This window comes from Bacillus sp. BC05(2025), from assembly GCF_056725905.1.
Genome location: NZ_JBWYRA010000004.1, coordinates 216288 through 234512, shown reverse-complemented (window position 1 = coordinate 234512; position 18225 = coordinate 216288). Strand labels below are relative to the sequence as shown.

General features: G+C 34.5%; 18 protein-coding genes, 2 pseudogenes and 1 other annotated feature. Of the genes and pseudogenes, 2 read left to right on the top strand and 18 right to left on the bottom strand.

Annotation, left to right across the window (positions count from 1 at the left end):
* Positions 1-18 precede the first annotated feature (18 nt).
* A complete protein-coding gene (locus ACZ76X_RS15340; RefSeq protein ID WP_479850890.1) occupies positions 19-633 on the top strand; it encodes a LysE/ArgO family amino acid transporter in 615 nt (204 codons plus the stop codon).
* 53 nt (positions 634-686) lie between these two features.
* Here ACZ76X_RS15340 and bcbE read toward each other — a convergent pair whose 3' ends face one another.
* From bcbE to ACZ76X_RS15265, 15 genes and pseudogenes are all read right to left on the bottom strand, one after another.
* Positions 687-1916, bottom strand: a complete 1230-nt coding sequence (gene bcbE, locus ACZ76X_RS15335; RefSeq protein ID WP_479851167.1) for a bacillibactin exporter BcbE — start codon at positions 1914-1916, stop codon at positions 687-689.
* Positions 1917-2153: 237 nt separating this feature from the next.
* The gene (locus tag ACZ76X_RS15330; protein WP_000113545.1) at positions 2154-2360 is read right to left on the bottom strand and encodes an alpha/beta-type small acid-soluble spore protein; all 207 of its coding nucleotides are present in this window, start codon (positions 2358-2360) and stop codon (positions 2154-2156) included.
* 127 nt (positions 2361-2487) lie between these two features.
* Positions 2488-2586: pseudogene (locus ACZ76X_RS15325) on the bottom strand (sugar phosphate isomerase/epimerase family protein); the annotation flags it as partial.
* A 28-nt stretch (positions 2587-2614) separates the two neighbouring features.
* A complete protein-coding gene (locus ACZ76X_RS15320) occupies positions 2615-3136 on the bottom strand; it encodes an N-acetyltransferase family protein (RefSeq protein WP_479850889.1) in 522 nt (173 codons plus the stop codon).
* A gap of 98 nt (positions 3137-3234) precedes the next feature.
* Positions 3235-3915 carry an MgtC/SapB family protein gene (locus tag ACZ76X_RS15315; RefSeq protein ID WP_000119508.1) on the bottom strand — a complete coding sequence of 227 codons (681 nt, stop codon included), beginning with the start codon at positions 3913-3915 and terminating at the stop codon, positions 3235-3237.
* Positions 3916-4076: 161 nt separating this feature from the next.
* Positions 4077-4733 (bottom strand): YkyA family protein, encoded by a 657-nt coding sequence (locus tag ACZ76X_RS15310; RefSeq protein WP_342719095.1) that lies wholly within the window; start codon positions 4731-4733, stop codon positions 4077-4079.
* A 14-nt stretch (positions 4734-4747) separates the two neighbouring features.
* Entirely contained in the window at positions 4748-5569 is an 822-nt protein-coding gene (locus tag ACZ76X_RS15305; RefSeq protein WP_098671348.1) for a peptidoglycan-N-acetylglucosamine deacetylase, read from the bottom strand.
* Positions 5570-5669: 100 nt separating this feature from the next.
* Positions 5670-6111, bottom strand: a pseudogene (locus ACZ76X_RS15300) (sensor histidine kinase); the annotation flags it as partial.
* Positions 6112-6347: 236 nt separating this feature from the next.
* A complete protein-coding gene (locus ACZ76X_RS15295) occupies positions 6348-7349 on the bottom strand; it encodes an LCP family protein (RefSeq protein WP_479850888.1) in 1002 nt (333 codons plus the stop codon).
* A 308-nt stretch (positions 7350-7657) separates the two neighbouring features.
* Complete coding sequence (locus ACZ76X_RS15290) at positions 7658-9964, bottom strand: glycoside hydrolase (RefSeq protein WP_479850887.1); 2307 nt, start codon at positions 9962-9964, stop codon at positions 7658-7660.
* A 196-nt stretch (positions 9965-10160) separates the two neighbouring features.
* The gene (locus ACZ76X_RS15285; RefSeq protein WP_479850886.1) at positions 10161-10370 is read right to left on the bottom strand and encodes a DUF6366 family protein; all 210 of its coding nucleotides are present in this window, start codon (positions 10368-10370) and stop codon (positions 10161-10163) included.
* A gap of 112 nt (positions 10371-10482) precedes the next feature.
* The gene (gene thrB, locus ACZ76X_RS15280; RefSeq protein WP_479850885.1) at positions 10483-11376 is read right to left on the bottom strand and encodes a homoserine kinase; all 894 of its coding nucleotides are present in this window, start codon (positions 11374-11376) and stop codon (positions 10483-10485) included.
* On the bottom strand, positions 11373-12431 hold the full coding sequence (gene thrC, locus ACZ76X_RS15275; RefSeq protein ID WP_479850884.1) for a threonine synthase: 1059 nt from the start codon (positions 12429-12431) through the stop codon (positions 11373-11375). The genes thrB and thrC overlap by 4 nt, the downstream gene beginning before the upstream one ends.
* Positions 12424-13719: a homoserine dehydrogenase gene (locus ACZ76X_RS15270; RefSeq protein WP_479850883.1), complete on the bottom strand. Its 1296-nt coding sequence runs from the start codon at positions 13717-13719 to the stop codon at positions 12424-12426. The genes thrC and ACZ76X_RS15270 overlap by 8 nt, the downstream gene beginning before the upstream one ends.
* A 154-nt stretch (positions 13720-13873) precedes the next feature.
* Positions 13874-14105 (bottom strand) — a binding site (T-box leader).
* A 235-nt stretch (positions 14106-14340) separates the two neighbouring features.
* Positions 14341-14979, bottom strand: coding sequence for a pyridoxamine 5'-phosphate oxidase family protein (locus tag ACZ76X_RS15265; protein WP_479850882.1), 639 nt, complete (start codon positions 14977-14979; stop codon positions 14341-14343).
* A gap of 81 nt (positions 14980-15060) precedes the next feature.
* Between ACZ76X_RS15265 and ACZ76X_RS15260 the strand changes: the two genes are divergently transcribed.
* Positions 15061-15669, top strand: a complete 609-nt coding sequence (locus tag ACZ76X_RS15260; RefSeq protein WP_479850881.1) for an NUDIX hydrolase — start codon at positions 15061-15063, stop codon at positions 15667-15669.
* A gap of 48 nt (positions 15670-15717) precedes the next feature.
* Here ACZ76X_RS15260 and ACZ76X_RS15255 read toward each other — a convergent pair whose 3' ends face one another.
* The 3 genes from ACZ76X_RS15255 to ACZ76X_RS15245 form a co-directional block, all read right to left on the bottom strand.
* Positions 15718-16056 carry an SdpI family protein gene (locus ACZ76X_RS15255; RefSeq protein WP_479851166.1) on the bottom strand — a complete coding sequence of 113 codons (339 nt, stop codon included), beginning with the start codon at positions 16054-16056 and terminating at the stop codon, positions 15718-15720.
* Between the two features lie 75 nt (positions 16057-16131).
* Positions 16132-16959: a peptidoglycan-N-acetylglucosamine deacetylase gene (locus ACZ76X_RS15250; RefSeq protein WP_479850880.1), complete on the bottom strand. Its 828-nt coding sequence runs from the start codon at positions 16957-16959 to the stop codon at positions 16132-16134.
* 117 nt (positions 16960-17076) lie between these two features.
* Complete coding sequence (locus ACZ76X_RS15245; protein ID WP_479850879.1) at positions 17077-17949, bottom strand: aminoglycoside 6-adenylyltransferase; 873 nt, start codon at positions 17947-17949, stop codon at positions 17077-17079.
* Between the last annotated feature and the right edge of the window lie 276 nt (positions 17950-18225).

The following is an 18225-nucleotide window of genomic DNA, read 5'->3' as shown; positions in this document are numbered from 1 at the left end:
TAAATAGGAGGTAATATGATGAGTGAGGCAATTATTCATGGTATCATTCTTGCATTTGGTCTTATCATTCCATTAGGCGTCCAAAATGTTTTCGTCTTTAATCAAGGTGCGAGCCAACCAAACATTTGGAGGACAGCCCCTGTCGTATTAACTGCCTCTATATGTGATACGTTACTTATATTAATTGCGGTGCAAGGTGTCTCCCTTGTACTCCTTACTTTTTCTTGGCTAACTAACACGTTATATATAATTGGATTTTTCTTTCTCCTATATATGGGCTTTGTTATTTGGAGAAGTAACCCTTCCAACGATATAAAACAAGAAAACAGCATGCCATTAAAAAAGCAAATCCTTTTTGCTGCATCGGTTTCGTTATTAAATCCACATGCAATTTTAGATACAATCGGTGTAATCGGAACAAATTCTATTCAATACATAGGAAGTGAAAAATGGGCTTTCACACTTGCAACTATTATCGTTTCGTGGATTTGGTTTATAAGCTTAGCTTTCGCGGGGAAATTTCTAAAAAGAATGGACTCAACCGGAAAGACAATCGTGTTATTAAATCAATTTTCTGGTCTCATCATATGGGGTGTCGCGCTTTATATGTTAAAACAAGTTATTTATTCTTAATGAACGAAAGAGAATTGCATGTTACTGAAAACATCATGCAATTCTCTTTCAAATTATGAAGTAGGTTCCGGTTTCTGTTTTACGTTCTTTGCATCTTTTGCTGGTTTAATCCAAATGATCGCTATAACAGCACCGATAACAGCGCATATACTTGTTACATAAAACACTTCATGGTCAGCACCTTTCATGAAAAAAGAGTATAGAGGTGGTCCAGCTGCTACACCGATAAATCGCATAGAACTATAAAATGACGTAACCGTCCCCCTTTGCTCCTTTTCAATCCCTTGTGTAATAAGAGCATCTAAACATGGGAGTGCCATACCAATTCCTATCCCCATAATAACGAGACAAAGAAGTAGTAAATAAATCCCTTTTATAAATAAAGGAATGATAACTGATGCAGCAGCCATTAAAAAACCAATATAAATACACTTCTTCATAACGTTCTGATTATCTCCAATTTTTTTACCAGCCATATATGAACTAAGTGACAGTACAAGTAACGGGATAGCAAGTACACACCCTTTCCATATACCATGAATGTCATACTTTGATTCCAGTATAGTCGACAGATAAAAGAGAATTCCGAATAAAATAAGCATAATAATTGCACCTAATGCAAAAATGGCAATCAACCATCTTCCCTTTTCTCGAAACGTAGCGAGAATAGATTTGATAAACTCTTTAAGTGGCGGTACTTCTCCTTCTTGTTTCTTTGCCTTTACGAGAACGAGTAATAAAACAATTGATATTACGCATAAAATTGGAATCGCCCAAAATGGTAAGAACCATACAATAGCAGCAAGAGCAGATCCTAAAATAGGGCTCAGCACTTTTCCAAACGTATTGGATGTTTCGATGATTCCTAAACCTGTGCTAACTTGTTTCTCATCTTTGTATAAATCACCAACACACGGTATAACAACTGGCATCGCACCAGCAGCACCAATACCTTGAATCGCTCTACCGATTAATATCCAAGTGTAGGGATTATCAACTTTCCAAGATACCCAACCAGTTATCGCTCCTCCTATAGCCGCAATCAGCAAACTCGGAACCATTACCATCTTTCGTCCCCATCTATCTGATAAATAACCAGCAATCGGTATAAGTAAAATGGCTACAATAGAGTATATTGTAATAATCATGGATACTTGAAATGATGAAATATGTAATTTCTTTTCAATAGTCGGCAGAATTGGAATAAGCATTGAATTCCCTAACGTCATAACAAGTGGAACTGATGCAAGCGCAATTAAACAACAGTTTTCTTTTTTTAACATGTTGACTTCGGAACCTTTCATCATATATTTCTTACCATATAATAGCCCTGCTGGAACGTGATTTTTCATTCCACCAGGGCTATTACATCTTTACTACTTCCCATTCACAACAAAAGAAATTGGGGAAAATATAGTACTATTCCTATTCTTTGAATCCTGTTCGCAATATATCCATACCAATTAATTGAAAAAAAAAAGAAAGGAAGAATCCTTCCTTTCTCCTATAACCTTCTACAATTAGCGAGTATATCCGCCACCAAGTTGTTGTTCTGCCATCGCTACAAGACGTTTTGTAATTTCACCGCCTACAGAACCGTTTGCACGTGAAGAAGTATCAGCGCCAAGTTGTACACCAAACTCTTGTGCAATTTCATATTTCATTTGATCTAAAGCCGCTTGTGCTCCATGTGATGCTAATTGATTAGAATTACGATTTCTAGCCATTACCAATCACCTCCTTATTTATATATAAATTGTGTTAAATTTTAATTTAAATACATGGTAATTTTTGGTTATTATTTTTTATAAAAAAAAGAGTCTCTACAATGAGAGACTCTTACATCATTTTATATTAAGAAGTTACTACTTCTAAATTTCTATTTGTTAAAACTTTCATTTCTTCTTTTAATATATCTTTCGCATTATGTCCAAACCATTCGAGTGAGGCAAAAGAGGTATACCTCTTTCAAACATAAAGTTTACATAATAATATTATTTATATCTCTCCAACAATAAGCTGTCTCTTCTACCTGTACTCGCTCTAAAAATTTCGTATCAATTTTTTCTGGATTAAATTTTTCATAAAACTTTTTAGAAGGATTATTCGTAACAACCCATACTAAAAGTGATTGCATATCATTTTTTATACATTCAGATAGTAAAGCTTGAAATAACTTTTGTCCTATTTTCATTCCTTGATACTCTTGTAAAAGGTAGATCGCATATAATTCTCCATCACAATTATATGCACCACTTCTTTCAACTCCCCCATCAATGAATCCGATTATTGTTCCATCCACAGTCTCTGCTACAAATCTATATTGGTATTTATCTTCTCGTTGAAAAATATTTTCCCATTGTTTTTCCCGTTGCTCATATGTTATATTTTTTAAAATTTCGTCAGCAAATATCCCTTTATACGTTGTTTTCCAGCTATCAGCATGTACTTTTGCTATACCTGGTATATCATCTTTTATCGCTCTTCTAATATGTATTTCCATCATTTCTCCCCCTTGTTATTCACCATTATATCAATTTCTTTCCTTAAAAATCCAAATTAAAAAAGAGTGAATTTGAACTTCACTCTTTTTTATCACCATTATCTACTTTCCACTTCAACTGAAACTACTCGATCAATCTCTTTTAGGGAACTATATAACTCCGTCGTATACAAGTCTTCTGGAGCTAAAATAACCATCTCCAGTTGCTGAAATGCCCCACTATCTATATCTTTAATTTTTACGCGTTTCACATGCATACCTAGATTTTTAATTTGCTTAAATATACCGTCTAACTCATGGTGCTCTTTTACAGTAATTTTTATAGATAAATCCTTTTGTCTTAATGAATAAGGACCTGCAATTTTCACAAGTTGCGGAAGTACGTTAATCGCTAAAATGATTAAAATCATAGCAACCGTCGCTTGTAAATAAAATCCTGCCCCAATTGCTATACCTAAAGCTGAAGCAGCCCACACCATAGAAGCTGTCGTTAATCCCGAAATAACATCATTACTTCTTCGTAAAATAACACCTGCTCCAAGAAAACCAATCCCGCTCACAATTTGAGCAGCTAAACGCATTGGATCCATATTTGTATGCCCTGGAACAGAATATACATGTACGGATTCAATTGAAACCATCGTAATTAAACAACTTGCTACAGAAATAACCATACTTGTTTTCACGCCAAGCGGTTTATTCTTTAGCTGCCTATCTATCCCGATGAATAATCCTAAAAAGAGCGCTAAACCTAATTTGAGTAAAAATTCATATGACATATTTCCAGTCTCTCCTTACTTTACAATGTTTCCCTTAGAATAATTCACTATAACTCTTTTATGATATCAATTCCAGTCTTTTCTATTCATTTAACGTAAAAAACCGAAAAAACATTTGTGACGATGTTTCCCCGGCTTTTTATTACGTTTAAGATTCTTCTTTATTTCTGATCTTTAATCTTAATCTCTGCATCTTTGTAGAATGCTAATTTACTGTCATTATACTCTTTTGTAAAATTGTTAAATTGCTCTTTTGACTTTTGTGCTTCCACAGTTAATTCATTAACAGCTTTAACTTTTTCACCAATCTCTTTTAATTTCGTTTCTTTTACTTTTAACTTTTCATACAGTTCTTTTTCAGTCGCTAACGCCTTCGTATAATTTTCATTCATCTTTTTGAATGCATCATAGCGGTTTTTATATGAATCTTCTACTGCTTTCGCTTGTTTTTGTAACTTCTTATCTTCAAGCTTCTCTATATTTCCTTGAATAGATTTCGTTTCTTTCTGCGCTTTTTCTAGCATTTCTTTCTCATTTTTCAATACTTTTTCACGTTCATCTACATTTGCAGTAGCTTGCTCTATTTTCTTCATAACAGCGTCATTATGATCTTTACCTTCTTGTAAAATTTGAGAATATAGTTCTTGACCTTCCTTCTCTAACTTCTCTAATTTCTTCGCTTCATCAACTAATGATTTTTCTTGTGTCGCCGCTGTTTCAAAAGCTGTATATAGATTTTCTTCTGGTTTTTCACCAAAACAACCTGTTAATAGTCCTACTGATAGTGCTCCAACTACTGCTACTTTTCCATACTTCAACGTTCATTCCTCCATTACATACGGTTATCATGCCAGAAATTCACTGGGAAGTGACTCTCTTCATGATAAGCTTCAAACTCATAACCCTTTTCTTTTAACCCTTTTAAAATTGCTGGTACAGCAGCAACTGATTGTGGGTGAATGTCATGCATTAAAATGACTTCTTGTGGTTTTGTTGCATTTGTTAATACATTTTGAGCAATTTGTGCTGCAGCTGCATCAACTTGCATTTTGTTATATTTCCAGTCTAATGAATCAATTGTCCAATCCCATACTTTAAAACCGCCTTCTACCACTTTATTTCGAAGACCTTCATTTAATCCAGGCATCGAACCGTATGGCGGACGTGTTAATTTAGGTGATTTTCCAATAATATTTGCGATTAAGCTTTGATCTTCTTTCATCTCATTTACATACTCACCATTTTTATATAACTTCGCAAAATTATGTGTCATACTATGCATACCTACATAATGACCCTCTGCATTTTCACGTTTCACTAAATCCGGAAATTCTTTTACATTTGCTCCGATTAAAAAGAACGTCGCCTTCGCATCATGCTGTTTTAACGTATTTAACAATTCAGCCGTATATTTCCCTGGGCCATCATCAAATGTAAGATAAGCAACTTTTCTTTCTTTTCCATTAAAACGACTTGGGGCCGTTTTATTCATTTCTACTTTCGGTTGTTCACTTGCAAGCTGCACTACATTTTCTTGTTTTGCAACAGCCTTTGCTGGTGAAGTAATGGATTGAAACATGAAATACCCAATAGCTACTGCTGCAATCGCTATTAAAACGACCACTACTCGTTTAATTTTTAAAGCTTTTTCCATTCTATCGAATTCCTCTCCCTATTAATCTTATATATAAATCACCCAATATAATTATACATCTATTTATTTTATTACACTATATAAACAGACTTTATATGTATTATAATGGGAGTTTTATCAAAATGGTTGTTCCTATTCCTTCTTTACTTATAATACAAATTGTACCTCCATGAAGCTCTACCATTTTTTAACGATAGCGAACGGTTATTAATCTGATAAAATGACTGTTCTATATATGGTAAATGCTCTTTAGCAATTCCAATCACTTCGTCTTTCACCTTTATTACTGCTTGTCCTTCTTTTTTAGTCGCTTCAATATATACTTTACCATTTTTATGTGAATATTTAATGGCATTTTGAACAATATTCAAGAAAACTTGCTTTAGCCTATTTCGATTTCCCATCAATTCAATTCGTTCTATAGTTTTGATGAATTATATTTGCTTCTCTTCAGCATTAGGAGTTAATTGCCAAATCGTCTCCTCTAGTATATCGTATAATTGCACCTTTTGTTTATATAAATTGAAATGATTTAAGTATAAGTTTTCTATAATAAAGTGAAACTTTAATCAGTGGGGGTTTTCTTCATCCCCCACTGATTATTAGCCCTCACCAATCGGACTTTAATGGGCAGCCCGACCCCCACCTAAATTCTTTGCTTTCGCTGCATTTTGAGGTGGGGGTCTTACTGCCCATTAAAGTGGGATAAAAAATCGTTACAGAAAAGTTACAACTCCATCTCGATAAAAAAAGATTGGCAAAGGCCAATCTTTTTTTATTATTCATTTCGAACTGGCTTTGGCGTTACACCTAAATGCTCATTTAATTTTTTTGAAATATCTTTTACATTTTTTTCATTTGGAATGTAATAATAAATACCTCCAATACGTTTATCCGTACCTTCTATTTGCATTTTTTCCATTTCCAAATTAGATCCTGCCATATTTTTTGTAATAGCAAGCATATCATCAAAAGTTAAGTTCGTTTTCATATTTTTATCAACCGCATCAAGTAAAGAGCCCATTTTGCTAATAGATTGAACAGACATCGCTTTTTTAGCAATTGCTTCTATTACAAGTTGTTGTCTTTGCCCACGCATTGCATCACTGTCAATTTTACGCGTTCTTGCAAGCGCAAGTGCTTGTTCTCCATTTAAATGTTGGTAGCCTTTCTCTAAATGAATCATACCCGCTTGGTCTTTACTATCTTGTTCAGTGAAAGTAACTGGTACATCAATATCAATACCACCAAGTGAATCGACAATTTGTACGAATGATTCAAAGTTAAACTTCACATAATAATCAACAGGAACATTTAAAAATCTTTCCACCGTATCTCGTGTACTTTCAACACCACCAAATACGTGTGCATGTGTAATTTTATCTAATTTTTTTCTAGATGGAATGTATACACGTGAATCACGTGGAATACTTACTAATTTAACTGATTTATCATTTTTATTAATTGTTGCTAATAAGAGTGCATCTGTGCGAACAGCTTCACCATATTGGCTTTTACGCATTTCGCTGCCGTCTACACCCATAATTAAAATAGAAATGTTATCCTTTAAAGGCTCAACTTCTTTATCTCGTTTTGATGATTTATCAATTTGTGCATACGCATCACTTACAACAGCTTTTGCTTTATTATATATTAATGATCCATATCCTACTCCTCCAAAAATAAGTAGGAAAAATGGAATTAAAATGAACCATTTTATTGACTTTCTTTTAGAACGTTTTTTACTGCTTCTCGTATTTTGTTCTAATTCAGAGCTCATTTTCATTCGCCTCTCTTTCTCTTTCCCTAGTATAATGTATGTCTAGCAATCTTCATATTGAATTTCCTTTCAATCACCTTACATTTTTGTAAGGTTACATGATAAATCCAATATGTATTCCATTTCACATTATACTCTCGTGCTTATTTTTGGCAAGTCACTATTTTCTAACTTCAAATATTTAACATTTCGTAGTATCCGAAATTACCGATTTATAAATTCATTCATTTCGAATCGTTCGATTCCCCCTAAAAAGTTAGCAAAATTAACAATGCAATCTGTATGAATATAGTAATGTACATTTCATATTATTTTTTTTCAAACGGTGTATACATTGTTTTCTTTCCATGATTATTAATGAAAGCGGATTTTGCTTTCATTTTCGTCTTTTCTATTTCTATCTCTTCATTCGAGAAATTCACAATAATTTTAATATCTTTTCCATAAGAAGCAGATTGAACTAACTTATCTTCTGACAAATACGCAAAGTTCGTCATTTCTTCTTTTACTGCCTTTTCATGAACATCATTCCAAACTTTCAGGTGCTGCGTAATTTCTTGTTTATGCTTATTCCACTCTACTTCATCTAAGTGGTACAACGGAGGAACATTATACAATAATTCGTATAGCATACGGTTCCCGACCTCATCTTTTACTTTCAAACTTCCCCACTCCCAGTGGTGCGTTGTAATCACAGAATCGTTGTATACTAATTTATATAATGGCACTGAATATACAGGGTTTAAATACACTTGTTTATATTCTTCTTTTAACGGTACTTGTTTTGCATATTTTTCTGGAACATTTTGATTCGGTGACCAGTATCCCCCCACATAATACGGGCTTGTTTTATTTTTCCTCATATCTTCATCGTCCCATTTAATAACAGGTGTTTCAATACCGTGCGCAAATGCAATCGTGCTACTTGCAAAGTCATTTCCACCTTCTGAGCCCACTACCATACCTTTTTCTTGCGCAATATAATCCATTCGTTGCAGTCTTGCTTTTAAATCTTGTTCTTGTGTTGTTATATGTTTTGCCGAATAGTCATCATAAATTTCACCTGTCGCATCACAATCAATAAACCATGAATTATATTTAGGTCCATTTTGTAATATATCATTCATACGTTCCTTTACACTAGGCAGCGATAAAGTCGGGTTTAACTTGCGACCTCTTCCTAAAAATCCTTGCACCTTTTCTCCGTTTTTCTTCGTTACAGTAGCCTCTTCGTATAATGATGGGTCATTAAAGGATGCTGTGTTCCAATTTTTATCACTTTTTTCGTGAATGGAATGATATGAATCATACGGACCAACTAAATACCCCGTTTCCTTAGCTTTTGTCACGAAATTAGGTTGCATAAATCCTTGTTCCCAGTTCGGCAGACCAATCCACGCTTTTTCTATTCCTGCCTCTTTCATTTCCTTTAATATGTCCATTCCATCTGCATTACCCCATTTACTTATCTCTTCAACCGCATCACCCAGTAGCGACTTTAATAAATGCTTATTTAAGCTATACAATTCTGTCTTCGTTAAGTGACCTACACCTTTTTTTATTAGCGCACTAGCTTCCTGATCAACGTTTTGGAAAATATCGTCTTTATAAAATCCCTTCATTGCTAATACTTCATTTACATAACGCAAAATAACATTTTTTTGGTACTGATCAATGAAATCTTGTTTACTTACTTGCTCAAATACATTCAATTCCCCAGGCTCCGAACTATTCTTTTGAATAAGTTCTTTTATATGGCTAAATACAGGACTATTTATTTGCTCTCTTATCTTTGGCCAATTTACATTACTGTCAGACAAACCATTTTGGTTCCAAAAATAAAAATGAGCTGCACCATAAAGTTTTTCAATCTCTTTATTTTTTCTAGCCTTTTCTTGTAATGTTTTAAATTCACCTTTTCCAGCAATATTATCCTTATACAGTTTAGCAATACTGACTGCATCATTATTTGTCACATATAATTGAAATCCATATGTTTTACTTTTATTTATACTCGGGAATTCATGTATAAAATCAAATCCTATTTTCGGATCCGAATGAAATTTCAATTCATTATTAAACATATTGTTTGCGATATATACAATGGAATATTTCGAACCATTTAACGCAAAAAACTTCATAGAAAATAATTCAGCAAATGAATATGCATCATCCTTTAAAAACTTCTTCCAATTTTCATCATTACTCGGAATTCTCTTCCCTTCCCATAACGGAAGTGTATAATTTTCAGCTTGTACTTTCGGCCATGTGAAGCTTTCTGCACCAATTGATTCCACTTCAATATTTAAGTGATCTTTTTTCTTTTCTACATTCACTTTTACTTTTTGATCTGGATATTCCCAAGATGTACGCCCCTTGTCTTTTTTTACATTCGACACCTTCATTTTCGGTAACGGCTGTGACGCCTGTTCCTTTACACCATCATGTTCTACAGTTAACGTGAAAGTCTCTGGATTGACATCATAAGTAAACTCTTTATACGTCGCTTTCTTTATTTTAGACTCTTGAACAGTACTACTCCCTTTTACATCACACCCGACTAAAGTCAAAAATGACATCGTTGTAAGAAGACATATCGCTATCATTTTTTTCATCTTCTGCACCTCCACCACTGAATATACAGGGGCTTTGTTACAGGAATGTGGCAAAAAAATAGAACTAGCATAAACTAGCTCTATTTTACATATGGACAACTATAATTTGCATAAAGTATATGTAGTACAATAACCGTGTTTTTTTATACTCACTACTTATAAAAGCAAATCATTCTATATTATATACACTTATTTCTTAACTAAAGAAATAAGTGTATATAATATAGCCTAAAGCTAGTACTAGAATTACTAGCGTTGTGCCTTTCCAATTCATACCACCTGCCATATCAACTGGGCTACCTGTTTCAGCTCTGTTAAGTCCATCATGTAAAGAACCAGTAGGATTATTTTTCAATTCACTTTGCCTTATACGTTCTCTTTTTTCTTCCGGTGACTCTTGCTTCATAGGATCACCTCCAAATGAATACACGCTTTACTAAATTATACATTATTACTTTCCTTTTATATGCCAACTGAAAAACTATTTACAACAAAAAAAGCTAGCAATGCTAGCTTTTTTATAGTTCTATATGTTCTTCTTTATTTACAGTAATTCCTCTATGATCGATTTCTAGCTCACACACTTTCATAGACGTAAATACTCTCGCTAGTTGCTCAGCAATTTCTCGGCGCTTTTCATACGGCGTTAATATAAAAATGGATGGTCCTGCACCGCTAAGCGCTGTGCCGTATGCGCCAAACTCTTTTGCACATTTACGAATAGATGGTAATAACGGTACAAGTTCTAAACGATAGGGCTCGTGAAAATGATCTCTTTCCATCATTTCGCCTACAACTTCCCATTTCTTTTGACAAAACGCAGCTACTAATACGTTACTAATCGCACTAGCCTTAACAGCTTCATGAAACGGAAACATATCTGGTAGTACAGACCGGCTTTCATCTGTATTTAACTCTTCATTCGGAATAAGAGAAATTACACCTAATTCCTTACTTTCAATTCTTACAACCGAAACATTCTTTCCATCAAGTGCTCCGATTACAGTTCCTCCTAATATAGAAGCAGCAACATTATCAGGATGTCCTTCAAAATTTGTAGCAATCTGTACTTTTTGATTCGTAGTTAAATTCAAATTGCCTAGTTGATTCGCAAGCTCTATCCCAGCTACAATTGCTGATCCACTACTTCCTAGACCTCTTGTTAGCGGAATGTTACTAGTAACTTCTATTATATGGGGTGATAAAGAAGGACATACTTTACATGCCGTACTAACAATTAAATTTTTATCATCTATCGGAATTGAATCATCAAAGGAATGGATTACTTGCCATTTATCAGCTTTCTCCTTTACTACTACATGTAAATACAATGACAACGCTATTCCTACTGAATCAAATCCAGGTCCAACATTCGCTGTACTAGCAGGAACACGAATACTGAATGGTATCACGACATAATCACCCCTTTAATATGCTCTTTAATTTGTTCTATATCATTTGAAACACTTGCAATATCCAATGTATTAGAAGAAATTGCGATATCAGGATCTTTTAAGCCATTTCCAGTTAAAACCGCCACAACTGTTTCTCCTTTTTTGATTTTTCCGGATTGAACATGTTTCATTACGCCAGCTAATGAAGCATTTGATCCCGGTTCAGCGAAAACTCCTTCCGATTTTGCTAATAATCTATACGCATGTAAAATTTCTTCATCTGATACCATATCTATTTCACCGTGAGACTGCTCAGCAGCCTCTACTGCATATGACCAACTTGCTGGGTTACCTATGCGAATCGCTGTTGCAATTGTTTCAGGTTCTTCAATGACATGTCCTTTTACAATAGCAGCTGCTCCTTCCGCTTCAAACCCGTGAATTCTTGGCTTCTTATAGCCCTTTTTTTTCTCATATTCACAGAAACCTTTCCAGTACGCTGTAATATTTCCGGCATTCCCAACAGGAATCGCTAAAACATCTGGTGCACTTTGTAACTGATCACAAATTTCAAACGCTGCTGTTTTTTGCCCTTCAATTCGATAAGGATTCACTGAGTTTACTAATGTAATCGGCTCTTCGGCAGCAATATTTCTTACAGCCTTAAGTGCATCATCAAAATTTCCTTCTATTGAAATGATTTCAGCTCCGTAAGCAACTGCTTGCGCTAATTTTCCATGTGCAATTTTCCCTTCTGGGATTACGATAATACATTTCATTCCAAGGCGTGCCGCGTATGCTGCGGCCGATGCTGATGTATTACCTGTTGACGCACAAATGATTGCCTCTGAACCTTCTTCTTTCGCCTTTGCGACTGCCATTACCATACCACGATCTTTAAAAGAACCTGTCGGATTCGCTCCTTCATACTTACCGTATAACTGAATTCCTAATTGTTTTGATATATTTAATAACGGGATAAGCGGTGTATTCCCTTCCATTAAGCTCACATCAGGTGTATTTTCATTCACCGGTAAATAAGAAGCATACTGTTTTAATAATCCTTTATACATATTGTTTTTCCTCCTCAATAATGTAATAACTGTTTATTTCACTTGCGACACCTTCTATCGCTCCTAAAACTCGTTCAAATTGATACTTTGAAGTTTGATGTGTCACAACAACGACTTCTGCAAGTTCACGATTTAAAGGTAACTGAATCACTTCTTTTAAACTTACAGAATAATTAACGAAACATTCTGTTATTTTTTGCAACATCCCTGGTTCGTCTCGTAATGAAATACGCAAGAAATATTTTGAAACGACTTCTTCATCTCCCTGTAATTCGTACGGCTCTGGTTCTTTTAACGCACTTTTATTTTTCTGAACTTGATTCATATTTTTAACGATTGAAATAATATCACTTACTACAGCAGAACCAGTCGGTAACTTCCCAGCTCCAGGTCCGTAAAACATTACTTCCCCTACCGCTTGACCGTGAACATATACTGCATTAAATTCATTATTTACATTCGATAATGGATGATGACTAGGTAAAAGAGTCGGTTCTACACTTAAATGAATGGCTGATCCTTGTTTCTCTGCTTTACCAATTAATTTCATAGTAAATCCTAACTTTTCAGCCATTTGTAAATCTTCTTTTTCGACCTTTCGAATCCCTCTTACTTGCACATCATCTAAAGAAACATTCATCGAAAAACCTAAGTTTGCAAGAATGGCTACCTTTCTCGCTGCATCTAGCCCATCTACATCCGCTGTTGGATCCGATTCTGCGAAACCTAATTTTTGTGCTTCCTGTAAAGCTTCTTCATACGTCCATCCATTTTGACTCATCTTTGTTAACATGTAATTTGTTGTACCATTTACAATTCCCATTATTTTTTCAATTTGATCTGATGCTAATCCGTCTGTTAACCCTCTTAACACCGGAATACCGCCCGCTACACTTGCCTCATAACATAAATCACAATCATTATCGTTCGCCAGCTGGAGAAGCTCTGCACCGTATACAGCCATTAAATCTTTATTTGCTGTTACGACATGTTTCTTATTTCGTAAAGCCTTAACAATATGCTGCTTCGCTTCTTCAATTCCGCCCATTACCTCTACTACAATATCAATATTTGAATCATTTAGAACTTCATCGACATGACTTGTTACTACGATTCCATCAATGCAAACATCACGTTCTTTTTCTAAGTCACGTACAACGACTGTCTTCACTTTCACTTCATACCCTGTATCAAGTGAAATTTTTTTATAATGTTCTTTCAAAATATGGACAACACCACTTCCGACCGTACCTAATCCTAACACCCCAACATTAATAACATTATTCATCTTTTAATCTCCTCCTACAATTTTATTTTTTATCTTTATCAATCACCTTGCTCTGCTTTTCAACCATACAGGTGGTGGTTATTTCCGTACGTACAAATCGTTTCATGTTACTGCACCTCCTTTCAAAATAATAAAAAAACACACTCATCCCTAGGAAAGGGACGAATGTGTTTTCGTGGTTCCACCCTTGTTCCAACCTAGACGTATTTCTCTCTAGATTGCTCAAGTTCAGATAACGGCTGATTCCGTCAATAATTACTAGATTACTCGTTCACTATTGAAGTTCAAAGGTGGTAAAATCATTTCTCGTGTTAGGAAGCTCACACCCTTGGCTTCCCTCTCTGTAAACCGTAAAAATGATTCCGTGTCCTTATCGTTACTTTTTCGTTCATGTCTATTTGTTAACTTATTATAGTTATCAACTTTTTAAAAAGCAAGCCTATTTTTACTAACAATTTTCAAAATCATTTTTTATTATATTTCACAATAACATTATGCAACTGTCGCTCGATTTACCTATTTTGTTATTTCTCCACTTTTTAAATCAATTCCTCATATATACATTTCCTATTCTAAACCACGTACATCTCGACCTCAGAAAACTATATTAATAAAATTTTATTAATACAATCTTTTCGTATAACTTTCTTCTAAAGAACGTGCAACATCCTCTTCTGAAGTATTTACTTTCGCATGCTCCAGCAACATTTTTGCTGCTGAAGGTAATTCTTTTTTATTCAACCAAGATTCTGGATCCCACATTTTCGAACGAATAAAAGCTTTTGCACAATGAATGTAGCATTCCTCTATTTCAACAACAATTCCAAGTAGCGGATTGCGTCCATTTGCCTGCATTTCTTGCAAAATTTCTTCGTCGTTTGTTATATACGCTCGGCCATTTATTCGGAGTGTCTCCCCAAGACCTGGAATAAAAAAGAGTAACCCTACACGTGGATTTGAAATAATATTCAAAATAGAGTCTATACGGCGGTTCCCTGGTCTTTCTGGAATAATAATTTTATTATTATTTAATACGTAAACAAATCCAGGAGCATCTCCTCTCGGCGAAGCATCGCACTCTCCTAATTTATTTGCAGTAGATAATACTAGAAAAGGAGATTTAGACAGAAAATCTACGCAATGATAGTCTAATGATGAAATAACCTTTTTCAAAGCTCTCTCACTTGGTTGCCCTAATATTTTCCGTAATTCTTCCTCTGTTGAAATAATCGCTTTTATTTCCGCGCTCTCTATCCCCACTTATACCCTCTCCTTTTTCTTTATTTTTCCAAAATCCAATACAAATATTGTATAATATAATTGGCAGAAAGGGGAAATTATATGACAGAGTGGTTAACAATATTTGATACTGAAAAAAATATACTTGGGAAGAAATTACGTGATGAAGTGCATCTTGACGGTGATTGGCACGAAACATTTCATTGTTGGTTTGTAGAAAAAGATGATGAAGATATGTTTTTATATTTCCAACTACGTTCTAAAAATAAAAAAGAAGCTCCAAACATTTGGGATATTACTTCAGCCGGACATATTATGCATGATGAAGATGTACAAAGTGGCGGTCTTCGTGAAATTGAAGAGGAATTAGGGCTTTCTTTCCAAACGACTGATTTAGCCTACAAGGGCATCTTTAAAATAGATTATGAATTTTCAAATCTTACGGATCGCGAGTTTTGTCATATGTATTTCCACAATGTCATCAATCCACTTCCATTCGCACCAGGTGAAGAAGTAGACGATGTGATGAAAATACATGCCGCTTCATTTCTACAACTATTAAAAAGAGAGATTTCATCTTTTACAGCTACTTCTGTTTTGAACAATAAACCAATAACGATAACTTTTGATGATATTTATCCATATGATCTTGCATACTATGAATTTGTTGTTGAACAAGGAAAAGACTTACTAGAAAATAATAGTTTATAAATAAAATAGGACTCCTAGCATTATATTGCATGAAGTCCTATTTTTTCATTATTGTTCAAGTATTTTTAATCTACTCTCTACTCGTATAAATAAACGAATGATTAATAACAGCATAATCACCATAATCGCTATCATTGTATGTGGATATCTAAACAGTATACTAACAACACTTCCAATTAACATCATAATGAATCCGTTTTGCTTCATCACTTCTGCACTATACCTATTACCTGCATCCCATAATTCTTTATTTTTCATAGATCGTTTCGTACGATAACCATATGCCGCATTAATATCGGTCGGTGGATTTTTTTGAAGGACAATCGCCGCAAGTATAAATATAATACCTATTAAAATACTCATTCCTATGTTTACTAGTGCATACATCAATTATATCCCCTCCTAACAACCTACAGCTTCATTATACGACAAAATCCTGTTTTTTCCAATTTAACAACACATTCACTTCCGCTCTTTCGATGTTTGGAACATACTTGGCAGCGTTACAAAGCGCGCCCCTTTCGTTTTTAACTGCGGAATGATTTTGTCTAATGCATCTACAGATCCTTGCAAATGCCCACCTGGTGTTGAATGCTGAAGGATAACACTTCCAGGAAATGAATTTCCTAACACATTATTTGTAATTGTATCAGCGCTTACGCCTTTCCAATCAACCGTATCAACACTCCACTGTACAATCATAAAATTTTGTTCTGTTGCCCACTTCAATTGATTTTCAAGTATTTCACCATACGGAGGACGAATAAACTTCGGTGCATAACCAGCTAAACGGTTTAATATTTCTTCTGTTTTTATAATTTGATTACGGTACTCAGCATCATTTACTTTCGCTAAATTCGGATGGCTATACGTATGATTGCCAATTACATGCCCTTCATTCGCAATACGTTTTACTACATTCGGAAACTTTTCTGCATTTTCACCAAGCAGGAAAAAAGTAGCTTTTACATTATGTTGTTTTAACTTATCTAATATTTTGGGCGTGAATTCTAAATCCGGCCCATCATCAAATGTAAGAGCAACTTCCGCTTTATTATACGGTCCTGAAAATGCGTACGCATATTTTTCGACCCAAGAAAATGGTGTCCACGATCCACGTTCATCTGCTTTCATTTGTACTTCATAGCTTTGAGGGGTATATGTGTATGGCAATGTTCTTATATAATCTCCGTAATAAAATAAGTTATATGGCATATAGGCATACGAAACATCTCGTTCTAGCCCCCATTGATATGGAGCAAACCCTTCTGGTGAATAAAAATAATACATAATAAAAACCTCCCTAAAGTTTCATATGTGATTCATCTGCACTTTGTTAGAGAAATTCCTATTCATAAACAAAAATAAGACTGTCCGTAATTAGGACAGTCTTACTGCTTACTATTATTAATAAATCGATGTACTATCTTTCGGTAAAGCTTTCACATGTTTTAAATAACTTGTCACTCTGTCATCATCACCTTGCGGGTACGAATATCCATAAGCGTTAGCAATTTCATTCGCCACTTCCCTAAATAAATCACCCATGACAAAGAATGACTTCCATATGTTTTCATATTCAGCATTAGAAAATGTCCTTTTAAATTGCTCCCACATATCTTCTTCAAAATATTGCTCAAAATGCTTTCCAAATTTACCTGTATTAACTGTAAAATCTGTTTTCATACCAATATGCCATTCTAGCATTACGATGAACATATCTCGCACCGGACCATCAAGCATTCCTTTCGCATAAGAAAGCTCTTCTCTCCATAAACCTTTTGCCACATTCGTACTACACCACCAAAATTCATTACAGCAATCCAAAAACTCTTTTTCTGTAGGCTTTTTTATTAAGTAATTCTTATCGCTTGCTGGCGGGAATTCTTCCATACAATTATCTTTATCGAGAAGTAATTTACTTAAACTATCTTGTCCAACGAAATGATTTATTAATTCAACTGGAACTAGTGTTAAATCAATCCGATTTCCATCCATGAACTGCATTAAATACGGAAACTTCCCGTCTTCATCTGCTAGAACTACTGACATTTCTTCTGGCATTTGTACAATCATTATTTCTCCAAACCTATGAATCCAATTATGATTAGACGTAAAAGAGCGTATGTCTTTTACCGCATACATAATATCATAGTCTTGAAAACAGTCTCTTTTCACATTTGGATTCACACGTGATCCATTCATAATAACAGCTCGAATTCTTTCATCCTCTTTTGCTGTATTCATAATTAAGTCTAACATTTCTTTTTCAGTTCTCATCTATTCCTGACCTCCAATTTTTAATATAAACTTATATTTCCAAGTATGTTGGAGGTCCGCGAGCTTCCTGTGTTGCATACGATACATGTTATAATTTTTGAAATTTCTTTTTCATCCCTTTTACCTCCTCACATCACTCACATATTGATCAACAGCCGTCCATTTCTCAATCGTACTCATGTAAATACCATCCTTTTCAATACTTTTCTACTATCTATATTTGATTATACCGAAAATTCTGTCTCATAAACAGAAAAATAAAGAAGGGACATCTAC

Excerpts from the sequence above, each read along its gene's own strand:
- ACZ76X_RS15340 (WP_479850890.1), top strand. The coding sequence starts at position 19 with ATGAGTGAGGCAATTATTCATGGTATCATTCTTGCATTTGGTCTTATC.
- bcbE (WP_479851167.1), bottom strand. The coding sequence starts at position 1,916 with ATGTTAAAAAAAGAAAACTGTTGTTTAATTGCGCTTGCATCAGTTCCA.
- ACZ76X_RS15330 (WP_000113545.1), bottom strand. The coding sequence starts at position 2,360 with ATGGCTAGAAATCGTAATTCTAATCAATTAGCATCACATGGAGCACAA.
- ACZ76X_RS15320 (WP_479850889.1), bottom strand. The coding sequence starts at position 3,136 with ATGGAAATACATATTAGAAGAGCGATAAAAGATGATATACCAGGTATA.
- ACZ76X_RS15315 (WP_000119508.1), bottom strand. The coding sequence starts at position 3,915 with ATGTCATATGAATTTTTACTCAAATTAGGTTTAGCGCTCTTTTTAGGA.
- ACZ76X_RS15305 (WP_098671348.1), bottom strand. The coding sequence starts at position 5,569 with ATGGAAAAAGCTTTAAAAATTAAACGAGTAGTGGTCGTTTTAATAGCG.
- ACZ76X_RS15295 (WP_479850888.1), bottom strand. The coding sequence starts at position 7,349 with ATGAGCTCTGAATTAGAACAAAATACGAGAAGCAGTAAAAAACGTTCT.
- ACZ76X_RS15290 (WP_479850887.1), bottom strand. The coding sequence starts at position 9,964 with ATGAAAAAAATGATAGCGATATGTCTTCTTACAACGATGTCATTTTTG.
- ACZ76X_RS15285 (WP_479850886.1), bottom strand. The coding sequence starts at position 10,370 with ATGAAGCAAGAGTCACCGGAAGAAAAAAGAGAACGTATAAGGCAAAGT.
- thrC (WP_479850884.1), bottom strand. The coding sequence starts at position 12,431 with ATGTATAAAGGATTATTAAAACAGTATGCTTCTTATTTACCGGTGAAT.
- ACZ76X_RS15270 (WP_479850883.1), bottom strand. The coding sequence starts at position 13,719 with ATGAATAATGTTATTAATGTTGGGGTGTTAGGATTAGGTACGGTCGGA.
- ACZ76X_RS15260 (WP_479850881.1), top strand. The coding sequence starts at position 15,061 with ATGACAGAGTGGTTAACAATATTTGATACTGAAAAAAATATACTTGGG.
- ACZ76X_RS15255 (WP_479851166.1), bottom strand. The coding sequence starts at position 16,056 with ATGTATGCACTAGTAAACATAGGAATGAGTATTTTAATAGGTATTATA.
- ACZ76X_RS15250 (WP_479850880.1), bottom strand. The coding sequence starts at position 16,959 with ATGTATTATTTTTATTCACCAGAAGGGTTTGCTCCATATCAATGGGGG.
- ACZ76X_RS15245 (WP_479850879.1), bottom strand. The coding sequence starts at position 17,949 with ATGAGAACTGAAAAAGAAATGTTAGACTTAATTATGAATACAGCAAAA.